The sequence below is a fragment of the Actinacidiphila guanduensis genome (genome assembly GCF_900103985.1).
GTDB lineage: Bacteria > Actinomycetota > Actinomycetes > Streptomycetales > Streptomycetaceae > Actinacidiphila > Actinacidiphila guanduensis.
The window spans coordinates 147,888-162,579 of sequence record NZ_FNIE01000011.1 but is presented as its reverse complement, the minus strand read 5'-3'; the positions used below and the strand labels follow the sequence as shown (position 1 = coordinate 162,579).

At 71.4% G+C, this 14,692-nt stretch carries 15 protein-coding genes; 11 read left to right on the top strand and 4 right to left on the bottom strand.

The window, feature by feature from the left end; translation table 11 throughout:
* The first annotated feature begins 45 nt into the window (after window positions 1–45).
* From BLR33_RS24055 to BLR33_RS24045, 3 genes are all read left to right on the top strand, one after another.
* Window positions 46–489: a hypothetical protein gene (locus tag BLR33_RS24055; RefSeq protein WP_093786663.1), complete on the top strand. Its 444-nt coding sequence runs from the start codon at window positions 46–48 to the stop codon at window positions 487–489.
* A 112-nt stretch (window positions 490–601) separates the two neighbouring features.
* Entirely contained in the window at window positions 602–1,222 is a 621-nt protein-coding gene (locus BLR33_RS24050) for a hypothetical protein (RefSeq protein ID WP_245771641.1), read from the top strand.
* A gap of 265 nt (window positions 1,223–1,487) precedes the next feature.
* Window positions 1,488–3,239, top strand: a complete 1,752-nt coding sequence (locus BLR33_RS24045; protein ID WP_245771626.1) for a cellulase family glycosylhydrolase — start codon at window positions 1,488–1,490, stop codon at window positions 3,237–3,239.
* Between the two features lie 884 nt (window positions 3,240–4,123).
* Here the strand turns inward: BLR33_RS24045 and BLR33_RS24040 are convergent.
* Window positions 4,124–5,092 carry a quinone oxidoreductase family protein gene (locus BLR33_RS24040; protein ID WP_093786660.1) on the bottom strand — a complete coding sequence of 323 codons (969 nt, stop codon included), beginning with the start codon at window positions 5,090–5,092 and terminating at the stop codon, window positions 4,124–4,126.
* Between the two features lie 86 nt (window positions 5,093–5,178).
* Between BLR33_RS24040 and BLR33_RS24035 the strand changes: the two genes are divergently transcribed.
* The 4 genes from BLR33_RS24035 to BLR33_RS24015 all read left to right on the top strand — a co-directional run bounded on the left by BLR33_RS24035 (window position 5,179) and on the right by BLR33_RS24015 (window position 9,306).
* A complete protein-coding gene (locus BLR33_RS24035) occupies window positions 5,179–5,796 on the top strand; it encodes a TetR/AcrR family transcriptional regulator (protein ID WP_093786807.1) in 618 nt (205 codons plus the stop codon).
* 117 nt (window positions 5,797–5,913) lie between these two features.
* Entirely contained in the window at window positions 5,914–6,393 is a 480-nt protein-coding gene (locus BLR33_RS24030; protein ID WP_093786659.1) for a MerR family transcriptional regulator, read from the top strand.
* Window positions 6,394–6,528: 135 nt separating this feature from the next.
* Window positions 6,529–8,010 (top strand): MFS transporter, encoded by a 1,482-nt coding sequence (locus BLR33_RS24025; RefSeq protein ID WP_093786658.1) that lies wholly within the window; start codon window positions 6,529–6,531, stop codon window positions 8,008–8,010.
* A gap of 867 nt (window positions 8,011–8,877) precedes the next feature.
* A complete protein-coding gene (locus BLR33_RS24015) occupies window positions 8,878–9,306 on the top strand; it encodes a winged helix-turn-helix transcriptional regulator (RefSeq protein WP_093786657.1) in 429 nt (142 codons plus the stop codon).
* 58 nt (window positions 9,307–9,364) lie between these two features.
* Here BLR33_RS24015 and BLR33_RS24010 read toward each other — a convergent pair whose 3' ends face one another.
* Both BLR33_RS24010 and BLR33_RS24005 read right to left on the bottom strand, forming a co-directional pair.
* A complete protein-coding gene (locus tag BLR33_RS24010; RefSeq protein WP_093786656.1) occupies window positions 9,365–9,859 on the bottom strand; it encodes a nuclear transport factor 2 family protein in 495 nt (164 codons plus the stop codon).
* Between the two features lie 89 nt (window positions 9,860–9,948).
* The gene (locus BLR33_RS24005) at window positions 9,949–10,539 is read right to left on the bottom strand and encodes a TetR/AcrR family transcriptional regulator (RefSeq protein WP_093786655.1); all 591 of its coding nucleotides are present in this window, start codon (window positions 10,537–10,539) and stop codon (window positions 9,949–9,951) included.
* Between the two features lie 55 nt (window positions 10,540–10,594).
* Here BLR33_RS24005 and BLR33_RS24000 point away from each other — a divergent pair, with 55 nt between their 5' ends.
* Window positions 10,595–10,927, top strand: a complete 333-nt coding sequence (locus BLR33_RS24000; RefSeq protein ID WP_093786654.1) for an EthD family reductase — start codon at window positions 10,595–10,597, stop codon at window positions 10,925–10,927.
* A 3-nt stretch (window positions 10,928–10,930) separates the two neighbouring features.
* Window positions 10,931–11,935, top strand: coding sequence for an AraC family transcriptional regulator (locus tag BLR33_RS23995; RefSeq protein WP_093786653.1), 1,005 nt, complete (start codon window positions 10,931–10,933; stop codon window positions 11,933–11,935).
* On the opposite strand, the gene BLR33_RS23990 is transcribed toward BLR33_RS23995, so the two are convergent.
* On the bottom strand, window positions 11,911–12,630 hold the full coding sequence (locus BLR33_RS23990) for an SDR family oxidoreductase (RefSeq protein WP_322987189.1): 720 nt from the start codon (window positions 12,628–12,630) through the stop codon (window positions 11,911–11,913). The genes BLR33_RS23995 and BLR33_RS23990 overlap by 25 nt on opposite strands.
* Before the next feature lie 295 nt (window positions 12,631–12,925).
* On the opposite strand from BLR33_RS23990, the gene BLR33_RS23985 reads away from it, so the two are divergent.
* A complete protein-coding gene (locus BLR33_RS23985; RefSeq protein ID WP_093786651.1) occupies window positions 12,926–13,507 on the top strand; it encodes a TetR/AcrR family transcriptional regulator in 582 nt (193 codons plus the stop codon).
* A gap of 205 nt (window positions 13,508–13,712) precedes the next feature.
* Window positions 13,713–14,660, top strand: a complete 948-nt coding sequence (locus BLR33_RS23980) for an NADP-dependent oxidoreductase (protein WP_322987188.1) — start codon at window positions 13,713–13,715, stop codon at window positions 14,658–14,660.
* The last annotated feature ends 32 nt before the right edge of the window (window positions 14,661–14,692 follow it).

Genomic DNA, 14,692 nt, shown 5'->3' with positions numbered 1-14,692 from the left:
GGAGGAAAGTGGGGTGGGGGGACGCACCGGGGGAGTCGTGGTCGTATGAGCCGAAGATCCACCAGCACGGTCGCCGGGGCGTTCCTCTGGGAGGTCGCCACGGCTTTCGACGGTGCCGCCCGCGAACTCGGCCTCGTGGGACCGGCGGCCGAGGACCGCATCCTGATGTCCGCCACCTACACCGATGGCGCGCTGGACTACGAAGTCCTGCTGGACCTTTGGGACCTGACGGTGGAGACCCAGGTACGCCTCCGCGAGCCGGGGATCGTCCTCGTCGCCGACATCGAACCCCTCGTGCTGGCCGCGGGTCTCGTCGACCGGCGGGGCGGCATCTCCTTCAGCGCCGCCTCGCTCTACGCCCTGCGCCGCTCCCTGCGGGGCCACGCAGCCTACGTGCGCAAGGTCCAGCCGGTGCTGGCGGCGGGCGATGCCGCCGCGCTCCTGCGGGCAGCGGGCGCCCGCGAGTACCACCCCGACCCCGAGAACTGACGGAACCCACCCGCACACAGGGCGCCCCGTCCGCCCGCGGCCCCGGCGAGCCGCCCCGAAAACAGCCGAGCGGACGGGGCCCGTCCGCCGCGAGAATGGCGCGGTGCTGATCATGGACCCGGTCCTGGAGACCCCCGACACCGCCGCCTTCTCCTTGTGGCCCGTGGCCGGCCTGCCTCCGTACCGCTTCATGGCCCTGTCGGACCGTATGACCGCACAAGAAGTCGGCACCGCGCTGGCAGCCCTGGTCGGCTGCGCCGTGCACGCAGGGGACGACGACCGCCCCGTGACGGATGCCCACGACGCGGTCCGCCGACTTTTGGCAGCGGAGACGGTCACCGTCCCCGGCGGCCTGCACGTGACCGTTACCCCGGGATGCTGCTGCGGCCTGGAGGACTGGCGCGAGTGGTTCGGCATCGCCGACGGCGCCACGCCCTGGCTCGGTCACGACCCCTCACCGCGCCTCGACCACACCGCCGAGTCCGTCCGCTTGTGGCCGGACGGCCGAGACGCCCATCGGGCCGCCACCGGAACCCCCATCGAGATCCCGGCGCCCGCCCTCTTCCCCCTCCTCCGATCCGCGCATCAGAGCCTGAACGGCTTCCTCTCTCTCGTGGGCCCCTGGGCGACCCGTCATGTCCCATCCCTGGCCGAGCCCTTGACCAGGAAGCTGGCCGACGCCCTGGCCATCGGCGAGCCCCTGCCGGATGCCACCGCCCACCCCGCGGGCTGACGAAGGGGGGTGGGGCCGGGGGGCGGCAAACCGGCCGGGCCGGGAGAGGGGCCGGGGTGCCGCGAGCCGCTGATGTCGGGGAAGTGTTCGTCGGCCCGCCGCAGCGACTCGCGGCGTTCACTACGTGAAGGCGTCCGACCCCTTGACGATCCGTGGGGACGTCGCTTTTATGCAGGGTGCGCGTGGGAGCGCTCCCATCTCCTGTGGGGCCCGCGCGCACGACACGAACGGAAGCGTTCCGCCCCCCACCGAGAGGAATCGTTCCGTGGTCACCAATCCGGGCTTTCCCAGCCCCCCGAGGGCGTCCCGCGTGCTGCGGACGGCGCTGGCCGCGGTTGTCGCCGCGGCCCTGATCGCGCTGCTCGCCCTCCTCGGGCAGTCGCCCGCGCGCGCCGCGGCCGCGCCCGAGGCCGCCGCCCCCAATGCCGGGACCGGCTACTGGCACACCAGCGGCCGCGACATCCTGGACTCCGCCAACCAGCCGGTGCGCATCGCGGGTGTCAACTGGTTCGGCTTCGAGACGTCGAACGACGTCGTGCACGGCCTCTGGTCGCGCGACTACAAGTCGATGATCGACCAGATGAAGTCGCTGGGCTACAACACCATCCGGCTGCCCTACAGCGACGACATCCTCAAGCCCGGCACGATGCCCAACAGCATCAACTTCTACAACATGAACCAGGACCTGCAGGGGCTGACCTCCCTCCAGGTGATGGACAAGATCGTGGACTACGCGGGCTCGATCGGGATGCGCGTCATCCTCGACCGGCACCGGCCGGACGCCGGCGGGCAGACCGCGCTGTGGTACACCAGCTCCGTCCCGGAGTCGACGTGGATCGCCGACCTGAAGGCACTCGCCACCCGGTACGCGAACAACCCGGCCGTCGTCGGCATCGACCTGCACAACGAGCCGCACGACCCGGCCTGCTGGGGCTGCGGCGACACCACGATCGACTGGCGGCTGGCCGCCGAGCGGGCCGGCAACGCGGTGCTGTCGGTCAACCCGAACCTGCTGATCTTCGTCGAGGGCATCCAGACCTTCAACGGCACCTCGGGCTGGTGGGGCGGCAACCTGATGGGCGCGGGCCAGTACCCGGTGCAGCTCAGCGTCGCCAACCGGGTGGTGTACTCGGCGCACGACTACGCGACCAGCGTCGCGCAGCAGACCTGGTTCACCGACCCGACCTTCCCGGCCAACATGCCCGCCGTGTGGGACAAGTACTGGGGCTACCTGTTCAAGCAGAACATCGCCCCTGTGTGGGTGGGGGAGTTCGGCACCACGCTGCAGTCCACGACCGACCAGCAGTGGCTCAAGGCGCTGGTGAACTACATGCTGCCCACCTCCGGCAACGGCGGCGACAGCTTCAGCTGGACCTTCTGGTCGTGGAATCCGGACTCGGGTGACACCGGCGGCATCCTCAAGGACGACTGGCAGACGGTGGACACGGTCAAGGACGGCTACCTCGCCTCGATCAAGGCCCCGGGCTTCGGCGGCACGGGCACCGGTACGGGCGGCACGTCCTCGGGGACGAGTTCGGGGACGAGTTCGGGCACGTCCTCGGGCACCACGAGCGGTACGTCCAGCGGGACGTCGTCGGGTACGAGCGCGGGGACGTCGTCGGGTACGACGAACGGCACGTCGTCCGGCACCAGTTCGGGAACGAGTTCAGGGACGAGTTCAGGGACGAGTTCGGGGACGATTGGCGGTACGGGCAGTGCGGGCTGCACGGCGAGCCTGCACGTGGACAATCAGTGGGACGCGGGCTTCACGGCCACCGTCACCGTGACCGCGGGCGCCTCGGCGATCCACGGCTGGAAGGTCGCCTGGACCTGGCCGGGCGCCCAGCAGGAGACCAGCGCCTGGAGCGCGACCGTCCAGCAGACCGGCACCTCGGTCACGGCGACCAACCTCACCTACAACGGAGCGCTCCCCGCGGCGGGTTCGACCACCTTCGGTTTCCAGGCCACCTCCTCGGGCGCTTTCACCGCCCCGACCCTGACCTGCACCGCCTCCTGATCCCACCCCCCAGCGGCGCAAACAGCCCGTCCTGTGCCGCTAACGAAAGACGCAGCGGTCCTGCCGGTCTGCACGGACCAGCAGGACCGCTGCGTCTGCCCAGGGGCCGAACCGTGTCTATGCGCGCGCAGGCTCAGGAGAAATCGGGCCAATCACGGTGCAGTGCCGATTCTCATTCCTGGCCCCCAAACTCGGGGCACGTCCCACCGCCGAGGCCAGCCACAAGGAATCGGTGGCTGGCCTGGTGAAGCCGCTCCAGGAGGTCCGGGTCCATGACCTCGTGCAGCGCCGACACGAACAGCTGCCCGAGCGAGTGGCCGAGTGTCGGCTCCGACCCTGGAACGGCTTCGCGACGAGGGTCTGCATCTGCGCGAGGAGCGTGGCCCGCTCGGCCTTCTTGTCACTGCGCCGACTCTGGATGTGGGACAGGGGTCCAGCCGAGGATGACGCCGACGGCCCCGGATACGATCCTTCGATCACGAGCACAGCGTGGCGGAACGTTCCTGCGGACGGGCATGATTTGACCTTTTACGCGGAGGTGAGCGGCGCGCGCGACCGGCGCCCAGTCCCGTGTTCTCGCGTCCTGCGGCTACTCGGCGGTCTTGCGGCGCTTCCACGACCGCCACGAGACGTCTGCCGGGCGGTCCCGCTCCCAGGCCAGGAAACGCTGTTGCTGACACCGAAAGCCAACGGACCCAGCGGCCGGGGCAGCACTGTGCTGGTGTCTGCGCGTTGGATCGCGCATCTGCGAGACCCTCAGCAGTCGCGCCCCTGGATCCGGCTGGCCGCCAAGTGACGTCCGTGCGCGGTCGCCTGAAGCACTGGTGGATGGTGCTGGTCCGACTGAACCTGGGGCCGGCGGTTGTCCGGACGAGGCGGGGTGGTCAGGGCAGGAGGAGGAGTTTGCCGGTGGTGGCGCGGGATTCAAGGTCGCGGTGGGCTTGGGCCGCGTCGTGGAGGGGGTAGGTGCGGCCGCCGTCTCCGGGTGTGAGGGTGCCGTTGCGCAGGAGGGTGAAGAGTTCGGCGCTGCGGTGCAGAAGTGCTTGGTGGTCGGGGATGTGGTCGCGGAAGACGGGGTAGCAGATCTTGATGCTGCGGGGGAGTTCGCGCAGGTTGATGACGGGTGCGGCGCCGAGGACGGCGCCGTAGTAGAGCAGGGTGCCGTGGCGTCGTACGACCTTCAGGGAGGCTCGGAAAGTGGTCTCGCCGCCGCCGTCGAAGACGGTGTGCACGCCTTGGCCGTGGGTGAGTTCCAGGACGCGGTCGACGAAAGCTTCTCCGGTGGAGACCAGGACGTGGTCGGCGCCGCCGGCGCGGGCGAGGTCGGCCTTGGCCTGGTTGGAGACCAGGGCGATGACGTCGCCGCCTTGGTGCTTGATGAGCCGGGTGAGTTTTTGGCCGAGTCCGCCGGCTGCGGCGTGGACGAGGGTGGTCTGGCCCGGGTGGACAGGGGCGGCTTCGGTGGTGAAGTGGTGGGCGGTGATGCCCTGCATCATCACGCTCGCGGCGATGTAGTCGGGGATGTCGTCGGGCAGGGGGACGGCGTCTGCGGCCGGTAGGACGAGTTGCTGGGCGTAGGAGCCGTAGGCGTAGACCCAGGCGACGCGGTCGCCGAGGGCGAGGCCGTCGACGCCTTCGCCCAGGGCTGAGACGCGGCCTGCGCCTTCGACGCCGGGGGTGAAAGGGAGCCGGCCGGTGGCGGCGCCGAGGCGGCGGGCTCCGGTGTCCATGAAGTTGACGCCGGCGGCGGTGACGTCGACCCGGATCTGTCCCGGCCCGGGTTCGGGGGTGGGGAGTTCCCTGACGACGAGTTGTTCCGGGCCGCCCAGGGCCTCGACGAGGATCGCCTGCATGACATGCACCTCTCTGCTGGACCGTGTGCGGGGTCCACGGTGCCTCCAGTAAAATGGACCGGCAAGTCCAGACTGGGGAGGTTCCGATGTTGACCGCCAAGGGGGCCGCGACCCGGCGCCGGATCATCGAAGGTGCCGCCGCGGAGATCCGCGAGATGGGTGTGGCGGCGACGACGCTGGACGGGATCCTGGGGCGCACCGCGACCAGCAAGAGCCAGGTCTTCCACTACTTCCCCGGCGGGAAGGAGGAGTTGCTGCTGGCCGTCGCCGCGAGGGAGGCGGACCGGGTCCTGGAGGACCAGGAGCCGCATCTCGGCGATCTGGGCACCTGGCAGACGTGGGACGCCTGGCGCGACGCCGTCGTGGAACGCTACCGGCGCCAGGGCGTCAACTGCCCGCTGGGCCTGCTGGTCACCGAGCTTGGGCGGACGACCCCGGCGGCGCAGCAGCTCACCGCCCAGCTCGTCGACCGGTGGCAGGCCGCCCTGCGGGCGGGCATCGAGCGCATGCAGGTAGCCGGCGCGATCGACGCGGCTGTGGACGCCGGCCGGACGGCGGCCGCGATCGTGGCGGCGATCCAGGGCGGAGTGGTGATCCTGATGTCCACCGGCCGGATCATCCATCTCGAAGCGGCCCTCGACACCATGATGGCCTTCCTTCGGAGCGCCGCCCCCACAGATGTCCCGGGTCACGACGAAGAGTGATCCTTCCCGGATGCCCAGCACGCCGGACGGCCCGCCGAGCGACGTGACCCGTGGCTCTGCGAAGCGGCGGCAGTCCGCGCTTGACTTGGAGCGCTCCAAGTTCTCGATACTCGAATCATGAACGAGGCACGAGCACCCCGAACGCGGCGGTCCGCCGAGCACGCGACGGATGCGGTCCTGACCGTCCAGGAGGTCTCCCGGATCACCGGGCTGAGCGGCTGGACGCTGCGGTATTACGAGAAGATCGGCCTGATCGATCCGGTCGCCCGCGACGCCTCCAGCGGCCACCGCGCCTACACCCGTGCCGACCTGGCCCGCATCGAGTCGCTCGCGCACCTGCGGGCCGCAGGCCTGGCGATCGAGGAGATGCGCGCGCTGATGGCGGCGCGCGGGCACACGCCCGAGACCGTCGCCATGAAGATCGAGATGCTCGCCGCCCACAGCCAGGCACTGGAGGAGGAGATGCGGCGACTGGCCGCCCGCAAGCGCTACATCGACAACCGGGTCGCCTACTGGCGTGCCGTCCAGGCTGGCGACGACGCCGAAGCCGCCCGCCTGGAGACTCAAGGCCGGTTTCTCGGCGAGAAGCTGAGCTGACCTTCCGGCGGCGCCCCGGGAACCGGGCCGGCCGCCCGTAGCACCTTTCGGGCAGGCCGTCGTCTGCCGTGCTCGATTCCTGATATCCGCCCTTCCGTGCCCCGCTGCCGGAAGCCGTCCACCGAGGAACCTGTCATGCTCACAACGAAAAAACGGGGTGGACGCCCCGCCGGGCCCTGGGTGGTGTTCGCCCTGGTGGCGACCGCGCAGTTCATGGTGGTGCTGGACACCGCGATCATCAATGTCGCCCTGCCAGTCATCAAGCGGGACCTGGACTTCGGCGACAGCACCATCCAGTGGGTCGTCACCGCCTACGTGCTCGCCTTCGGCGGCTTCCTGCTGCTCGGCGGGCGGCTCGCCGACCTGTTCGGCCGCCGCCGTACCCTGCTCGCGGGAATGGCGGCCTTCACCCTCGTCTCGTTCCTGATCGGGGTGAACTCCTCGGTGCCGCTGCTGATCGTGCTGCGCGGGCTGCAGGGCCTGGCCGCCGCCGTGATGTCCCCCGCTGCCCTGTCCACGGTCCTGGTGTTCTTCCCCGACGGGCACCAGCGCGCCCGCGCGCTGGGCTACTGGTCCATGGTCTCCACCGGCGGAGCAGCCGTCGGCCTCCTTCTGGGCGGTGTCCTCACCCAGTACGCCGGCTGGCGCTGGAACTTCTTCATCAATGTCCCCGTCGGCCTGGCCGTCCTCGCCCTCGCGCCTCGCCTCGTCCCCGATCACCGTCCCGAGCTGCGGGGTGGCCGGCGCCTTCCGGACGCTCCCGGCGCGGTGCTGGTCACGGCCGGGCTGATGGCCGGGGTCTTCGCCTTCAGTCAGGCACCCGAGTGGGGCTGGGGCGGCCCGCGGACCCTGGCCGGCTTCGCCGCCTGCGTGGTCCTGCTCGCCGCCTTCGTCCTCAACGAGCGGCGCGCCGACGAGCCGCTGGTGGACCTGGGGATCTTCAGGATCCGCAACGTCTCGGGGGCGAACGGCATGATGGCCGTGGTCTTCGCGGGCAATCTGGGCATGTTCTTCCTGCTCACCCTCTATTTGCAGGACGTCGAGCACTACAGCGCGGTCCGCACCGGGCTGGCGTTCCTGCCCTTCCCCGTGGTCCTGGGCCTGGTCTCCACCCGGATGGCCGGCCTGGTCCGCCGCTTCGGCTTCCGGCCCTTCCTGATCCTCGGCCCGGGCCTGGTCGTCGCCGGAATGCTGTGGGTCAGCTTCCTGCCCGTCCACGGCGGCTACGCCGTCCACGTGCTGCCGGGACTGCTGGTGATGCCGCTGGGCTACGGCATGAGCTTCGCCCCGATGTACGCAGCCGCCACCGCCGGCGTCCCCCACCGCTGGGCCGGGGTCACCTCGGGCCTGATCACCACCTCCCAACAGGCCGGCGGAGCACTCGGCCTGGCCGTCATCTCCGGCACCGCCGCCACCGTCACCGCCTCGCTCACCCACGACGCCCTGCCCCAGGCAATGACCTCCGGCTACGACACGGCCATGGCCGCGTCCGCCGGCATCACCGCGGTCGCGGTGCTGCTCGCCGCCCTCGTGATGCGTACGCCCGCCCCGGCGGACAGCTCGGCCGGGCCGTCCGTCCCCGAGGGCAGTCCGGCGAGCGCGCCCAGCGGCTCCTGACCGGCGTGCTGTCCCCGGGCCCCGACGCGCCCGGCGCCGGGGCCCGGGGACGGTCGGGCGCCGGTCAGTTCGGGGGTGCAGACGGTCCGGCGGTCCCGGCGGCGATGTCCAGGGCGGGGCCGCCGCGCGGTCGGGCGGTGGCGTCCGGCGCCTGCCCGAAGACGCCGAACGGCCCCTGCCGCGGGAAGACGGATACCCTGGGCTGCGGAGGCCACGCGCAGCAGCAGGTCGTAGGCCCTCTCCCTGTCCGGCGCGAGACGGGCCGCCGTTGGCAGAAGGGCGGTCGGCAGATCCTTGCCGGCGGTGGTGAGACCCGGGTGCTCGGCCTTGTCCGCGCCGGCGGAACAGGTCACGTCGAACAGGGCGCGTCCCCGGCCGCGAAGCGGACATAAGCGGCGGCGAATGTCGCCGGCTGCTCGACCTGGTCCCCCGGCGCCGGCCACGGCCCGGGCGAACCGCTCGCGGTAGCCGTGCTCGGGCAGGGCCGCGAGCAGGACGTCACGGTCGAAGTGCTTTTGGGGCGCGGGCGACGTCGACCCCGGCCGGCGGCTGGCCTCGGCCCGGGCGAAGCCGTGGGTGGCCCGCGCTCGGCGACCAGTGCGGGCGCCTCCCCGGGGCCCGTCGCAGGTCGCCGTGGTGTTGTCCGGTACGCCGCTCGGCAGGTGGGGTCCGCCGACAAGGTTAACGGCCTTCACCAAGTAAGCGGCATGGACCTTGGACGTCGCCATGCCGCTCCCCGCCGCCCGATTCCGCCACGTCGGCCTCTCGGTGGCCGCCCTCGGCAATTTCCTCGAACTCATCGAGGTCCAAGGCGGCTGAGCCGGGCCGGACCCGAGGGTCGCAGCCGGCCCGGCGTAGCATCCAGGTATGGGTGGTACTGGTGAAAAGGGGAGCGAACCCGTCACGGAACGGGCCGCAGGCGGTGGAGCCGCGCCGGGGTGCAGCATCGGCCGGGTCGAGCATGCCCTGGGCATTCTGGAGGGGCGGTGGAAGCTGCTGATCGTGCACCACCTCCTGGTCCGGCAGCCGCGGAGGTTCTCCGAGTTGGAGCGGGCCATCCCTCGGGTGACGCAGAAGATGCTGATCCAGCAGCTGCGCGCGCTGGAGGCCGACGGTGTGGTCCGCCGCATCGTCTACCCCGAGGTGCCCCCGCACGTGGAGTATCAGCTCACCCCGGCGGGACAGGCGTTGACCACCGCGTTGGACGCGCTGCACGACTGGGCCCGCGACTCGTGCCCCACCCCCGCCGTCCGGCGCCCCCGTGTCCGTCGGCCGGCGTGGCCCGGCCCCCGCTAGGCCCGGGAACCGCCGGCCGGCCTGACCCCGCCGGCCTGCCTGAGCCGGTCGGCCGGGCTCAGGTGGTGGGGAAGGTGTCCATCCAGAGGATCTCAAGCCTGCGGTGGGTGATGCGCCAACCCTCGGGCAGGCGCTGGAGGCGGTCCACGAAGAAGCCGGTCTGGATCAGGTTCCAGCCCCGGCCTTCGGTGGCGCCCTTGTGGGTGTGCAGGTGCTGGGTGCGTGCGGTCGCGGTGTCGCCGTCGATCTCCACGGCCGCGGAACCCTGGAAGTGCTGCCACCGGAGCAGGCCGCTCATCGACCCGTTCTCCCCGCGCATCACCTGGACCAGGTCCCGGTATCCGAGGTCCTTCAGCCTCGCGTCGCCGGTGACCGAGTAGTCCACCGTGGCCCCGGGCGCGAAGACCTGGTCCCACTGCTCCAGGACCGCGTTGTCGCCGTCCTCGTGCAGGTCCTGGCCCAGGCTGTAGCGGACCATCAGGTCCTGGATCGCAATCCGGTCCTCCACGTACTGCAGTCGCTGGTCAAAGGAGTTTTCGTGCGTGTTCGTCATGCGTTCGAACGTAGGCACAAGCTGCAGCTTCCGGAAGTACACACAAAAAAGTAAGCATCGAATGGGCAGGTCAGAGCCGGTTCGAGGAGTCATCCAGAGGAGGCGGCCAGCGCCGCCACCAGCCGACGGTTGGCCTGGTGGGGGGTCATACCCCAGTCCCACTCGCCCTTGTGGAGCCGCAGCGACACGATCCCGTGCCACCCGGACCACAGCAGCAGGGCGGCGGGGAACGCGGCGTCCGGGTCCACGCGGCGGGCCAGCGCCACGATGCGCGTCTGCAGGCGGGGCCCGTGCGGGGCGCGGGTGGCCGGCAGTTCGTCGCCGCTCTCGAACAGGAGCTGGTAGGCGCCGGGATGGGCCAGAGCCCAGTCGATGTAGGCGTCGCCCGCCGCCACGAGCGGGTCCTCGTCCGCGGCCGCGCCGTCCAGGGCCTCCTCCACGGCCCGGACCATGGAGGCGTACTCGGCGTCGAGGACGGCGGACCGCAGGTCCGCCTCGGAGGGGAAGTGCCAGTACACCGCCGACGGTGCGACCTGGCAGGCGCGGGCGATCGACCTCAGCGACGGCACCGCCACCGGCTGGGGCCGCGCGAGCATCTCCACGGCTGCCGCCACCAGCTCGGCGCGCAGATCACGGTCCTTGGAAGGGGCGGCGCTCTTCTTCACCCCGTCATTGAACACCTGTTCATGGTACGGTCGCGAGAGAAGTCATTGAACAGGCGTTCAGGAGGTGGGCATGCTGACGCTCATGACCGTGATCCGCAAACGCCCGGAGGTGTCCACCGGCGACTTCCGCCGCTTCATGGAGACCGAGTACGGGCCCGTGTACGCCGCCCTGCCGCAGGTACGCGAATACGTGCAGTTCTACGTGGACGACCTGGCCCGCGACGGCGAGGACGAGCCCATCGATGCCATCGTGCGGATCGCCTTCGACTCCGCCGAGAGCATGCGCGAGGCCCTGGCCACCCCCGAGTACCGCAAGGCCCACGCGATGCGGGAGGCGTACATGCGGGAGACCTCCCGCGGGATCCACTCCGCGAGCCTGGCCCGTGAAGTACGGCTGGTCTGAGCGTTGCCCGCCGGGATCGCCACGCCGGACGCGGAGGGAGACCCGCTGTCGCAGGCGCTGAGCCTGATCGGAGCCCGCACAGCAGTAGCGGGCGCCTTCACCGCCTCCGGCTCCTGGGCCCTGCGCCTTCAGCCACGGGCGCGGCTAAAGCTCACCGCAGTGGTCCACGGGTCGTGCTGGCTCGATACCGAAGGGCTGCAAGCGCCCCTGCTTCTGGAGGAGGGCGAGGTGGCAGTCCTTGTCGACCGTCCCTGGGACGTTCTGGCCAGTGATCCGGCCGCCGCACCGGTCGATGCAGGGCCGCTCTTCACCGACCGGCCCGACCGCCTCCTCCGCTTGGGCGAGGAACCCGCTACTACCACCGTGATCGGCAGCCACGTCGAGATGGACCGCAGTGGCGAGCAACTCCTGCTGGCCGTCCTCCAACCGGTCACTCGCATCCGGGCCGGCAGCCCCCACGCCCCCGTCGTACGCTTGCTGCTCGACCGCCTCCACCACGAGGTTCGCGATCGGCGCCCCGGCGCCACTGCCGCGGCGCGCCACTACGCCTACCTGCTGTTCGTGGAGGTGCTCCGCACCCAGCTCGCCGATCCCCTCGCGTTCCCGCCCGGCTGGCTCCGGGTCCTGGCGACCCGCGAACTCGCACCGGCTGTGGCTCTCATGCACGAGTCACCCGCCACGAACTGGCACTTGGAAGACCTCGCCCGCGCCACCGCACTCTCCCGCAGCACTTTCGCCGAACGCTTCCGTGCCGCCGCCGGCATGCCCCCGCTCGCCTACCTCCGCAACTGGCGCATGCGCCTGGCCGAACAGGCCCTGCGTGAGACCGACACCACCGTCGCTGTCCTGGCCGCGAGCCTCGGCTACTCCTCCGAGAGCGCCTTCACCCATGCCTTCATCCGCAGTACCGGCACCTCACCCAGCCGATACCGTGCCTCCTCTCGCCAAGCTCGGTCCGCAACGGCGCAGGACGCGCCGACGGATCAGATCGCGCCCCCGTTGACATAGACCACCTGTCCGTTCACCCAGCGGCCCGGGCCGGCCAGGAACAGCACCACCTCCGCGACATCACCCGGCGTCCCCACCCTTCCCAGAGGCGAGCCGGCCGCCACCGACCTGCGCAGATCCTCGTCGCCCGCGAGATACTCCTCCAGCATCTCGGTGGCGATGGAGCCGGGCGCCACCGCGTTCACCGTCACGCCCCGCCCCCGCAACTCCCGGGAGAGCGTGAGCGTGAGCGCCTCCACCGCCGCCTTCGACGCGGTGTAGACGGAGTTGCCGGGAGTGGAGAACCTGGTGACAGAGCTGGCGAAGTTGATCAGCGCGCCACCCCTTGCGAGCCTGCGCACCGCCTCCCGGTCCACCACGAACGTTCCCCGCACATTGGTGCGCAGCACCCGGTCCAGGTCGGCCAGATCGAGATCCGCCAAGGGCGCCCGATGCACGACGCCGGCGGCATGGACCACCACGTCGACCCCGCCGAACTCCTGCTCCGCGGTGTCGAACACGGACCTGACTCCATCCTCGTCAGCCACGTCGGCCTGCACCGCCACTGCTCTCACTCCCCGGGCCCGCAGGTCCGCCACGGTGCTGTCCGCGGCCTCCCGGTTGCCCGCGTAATTCACCACCACGCGCGCTCCGCTGTCGGCAAACCGCAGCGCGATCTCGCGCCCGATGCCCCGTGAGCCGCCCGTGATGACCACTCGCTTCGATGTTCCCGTCACGTCGTACCTTCCGAACCGACCAGATCGATGACGCGCCCCACGGCGCACGTCCACTCTCGATGGCCCGATCCGGATCCCGAATACTTCCCAGTCGCGGAAACCTGCTCGTCAGTCCAGCCCACGTGGTGTATCGCCCGGAGAAGTCGCACCACACGTCAGCTGCCGCAGCGACGGACCGGTCCTCCCATCCGGATTCGCTGCGGCGCGGGCCTGTGACCCGCGCCACTGCCCATATTTTTGACTGCACGTTCCACATAAGCTTACCGTTGCCCGTATGGCACGGACCAGGGAATTCGAGACCACGGCCGTCGTGGACGCCGCTGTGGGAGTGTTCCGCCAGAAGGGCTTCGAGGGGGCGTCGATCCAGGACCTCGTCGAGGCGACCGGCATCGGGCGCGGGTCCCTCTACGCGGCCTTCGGCAGCAAGGAGGGCCTGTACCTCGCGGCGCTCGAACGGTACCGCGAGCGCTACGCCGCGCCCCTGGCCGAGATGGTCACGGCGCAGATGCCGGTCCGCCGCCTCGTCCGCGAGATCCTGATCGGCGTCGTCGACGAGGTCGTACGGGACGGGCACCGGCAGGCGTGCCTGATCGTGGCCGGGTCCATGGAGCGGGCCCACCGCGAAGCGGCCGTCCGGGACCAGTTGCGCGTGACGATCGAGTCGCTGGAGGAGTCCCTGACGGAGCTGATCGCGCGGGCCCAGGCCAGCGGCGAGCTCGCTGGCGACCGCAGCGCCGCCGACACCGCGGGGTTCCTGGTGATGTGCCTGCAGGGGCTGCGGGTGATCGGCGCGGTGCGCCCCGACCGGGCGGCCCTGACGGCGACGGTCGACACCGCGCTGCGCTGCCTCAACTGAACCGCCGGGCCGGACCCGGGCCCGGGAGCGACGTTTTCGTCTGCTGCGGGCCGAGGTCCGCGCCTTTTTTTGAATGACCGTTCATTATTTAAAAGGAGCTTCATGACCACGAACCCTGCCCCGGGCCCTCGACACCTGCAGGTCCCACCCCTGTGGCAGCGGCCTGCCGCCGACGCGGCCGGCGAGGTGGTGTGACGTGAAGGCCGTGGCGTTGCAGCGTTTCGGCGGCCCCGATGTCCTGCGGGTGCACGAACTGCCGGACCGCCACGCGGGCCCCGGCGAGATCCGCGTCAGGGTCCGGGCGGCGGCGGTCTCGCCGGCCGACACCCTGATCAGGGCCGGCGCCGCCGCCCCGCTCCTCCAGGGGCCGCCTCCCTACGTCCCGGGCCTCGACGCGGCCGGTGTCGTGGACGAGATCGGCCCCGGCAGCCGGACCGGCCTCGCGGTCGGCGACCCGGTCGTGGCGCTGGTCAACCCGACGCGACCGGCCGGCGGCGCCTACGCCGAGCACGTCGTCCTCCCCGCCGCGTACGTGGTGCGGGCGCCCCGCGGGGCCGGCCACGCCGAGGCGTCCGCGCTGCCGCTGAACGCGCTGACGGCACGCCGGGCCCTCGACCTGCTGGACCTCGCCCCCGGCAGCGTGCTGGCGGTCACCGGGGCGGCGGGCGGCGTCGGCGGGTTCGCCGTCCAGCTGGCCAAGGCCGGCGGGCTCACCGTGGTCGCCGACGCGGGGCCGGCGGACGAGAAGCTGGTCGCCGCGCTGGGCGCGGACACCGTGGTGCGGCGCGGGCACGACGTTGCGGAGCGCTTCCGCGACGCCTTCCCCCGCGGCGTCGACGGCCTGCTCGACGCCGCCGTCATGGGCGGCACCCTGGAGGCCGCCGTACGCGACGGCGGAGGCGTCGCGGTCGTCCGCGGACCCGCCGGACCGCCCTCCGGCCCGGGCTCCGAGCGGCACGCGGTCACCCACCACTCGGTGTACGTCCACGACTACGACGGCCGGCACGACGTCCTGGACCGGCTGGCCCGGCAGGTGGAGGAGGGCGTCCTCACCCTGCGGGTGGCCCGCACCTATCCGATGGAGCGGGCCGCCGACGCCCACCGCGCCCTGGAGGCCGGCGGCGTCAGGGGCAGGCTCGTCCTCGAACTCTGAACCCGGCGCCGGTCCTCGGCGCCGAGCCGCAC

Coding starts and splice junctions, on each gene's coding strand:
- BLR33_RS24050 (WP_245771641.1), top strand. CDS start 602: ATGGACCCGGTCCTGGAGACCCCCGACACCGCCGCCTTCTCCTTGTGG.
- BLR33_RS24035 (WP_093786807.1), top strand. CDS start 5,179: ATGTTGACCGCCAAGGGGGCCGCGACCCGGCGCCGGATCATCGAAGGT.
- BLR33_RS24040 (WP_093786660.1), bottom strand. CDS start 5,092: ATGCAGGCGATCCTCGTCGAGGCCCTGGGCGGCCCGGAACAACTCGTC.
- BLR33_RS23985 (WP_093786651.1), top strand. CDS start 12,926: ATGGCACGGACCAGGGAATTCGAGACCACGGCCGTCGTGGACGCCGCT.
- BLR33_RS24055 (WP_093786663.1), top strand. CDS start 46: ATGAGCCGAAGATCCACCAGCACGGTCGCCGGGGCGTTCCTCTGGGAG.
- BLR33_RS24025 (WP_093786658.1), top strand. CDS start 6,529: ATGCTCACAACGAAAAAACGGGGTGGACGCCCCGCCGGGCCCTGGGTG.
- BLR33_RS24010 (WP_093786656.1), bottom strand. CDS start 9,859: ATGACGAACACGCACGAAAACTCCTTTGACCAGCGACTGCAGTACGTG.
- BLR33_RS24000 (WP_093786654.1), top strand. CDS start 10,595: ATGCTGACGCTCATGACCGTGATCCGCAAACGCCCGGAGGTGTCCACC.
- BLR33_RS24030 (WP_093786659.1), top strand. CDS start 5,914: ATGAACGAGGCACGAGCACCCCGAACGCGGCGGTCCGCCGAGCACGCG.
- BLR33_RS24015 (WP_093786657.1), top strand. CDS start 8,878: ATGGGTGGTACTGGTGAAAAGGGGAGCGAACCCGTCACGGAACGGGCC.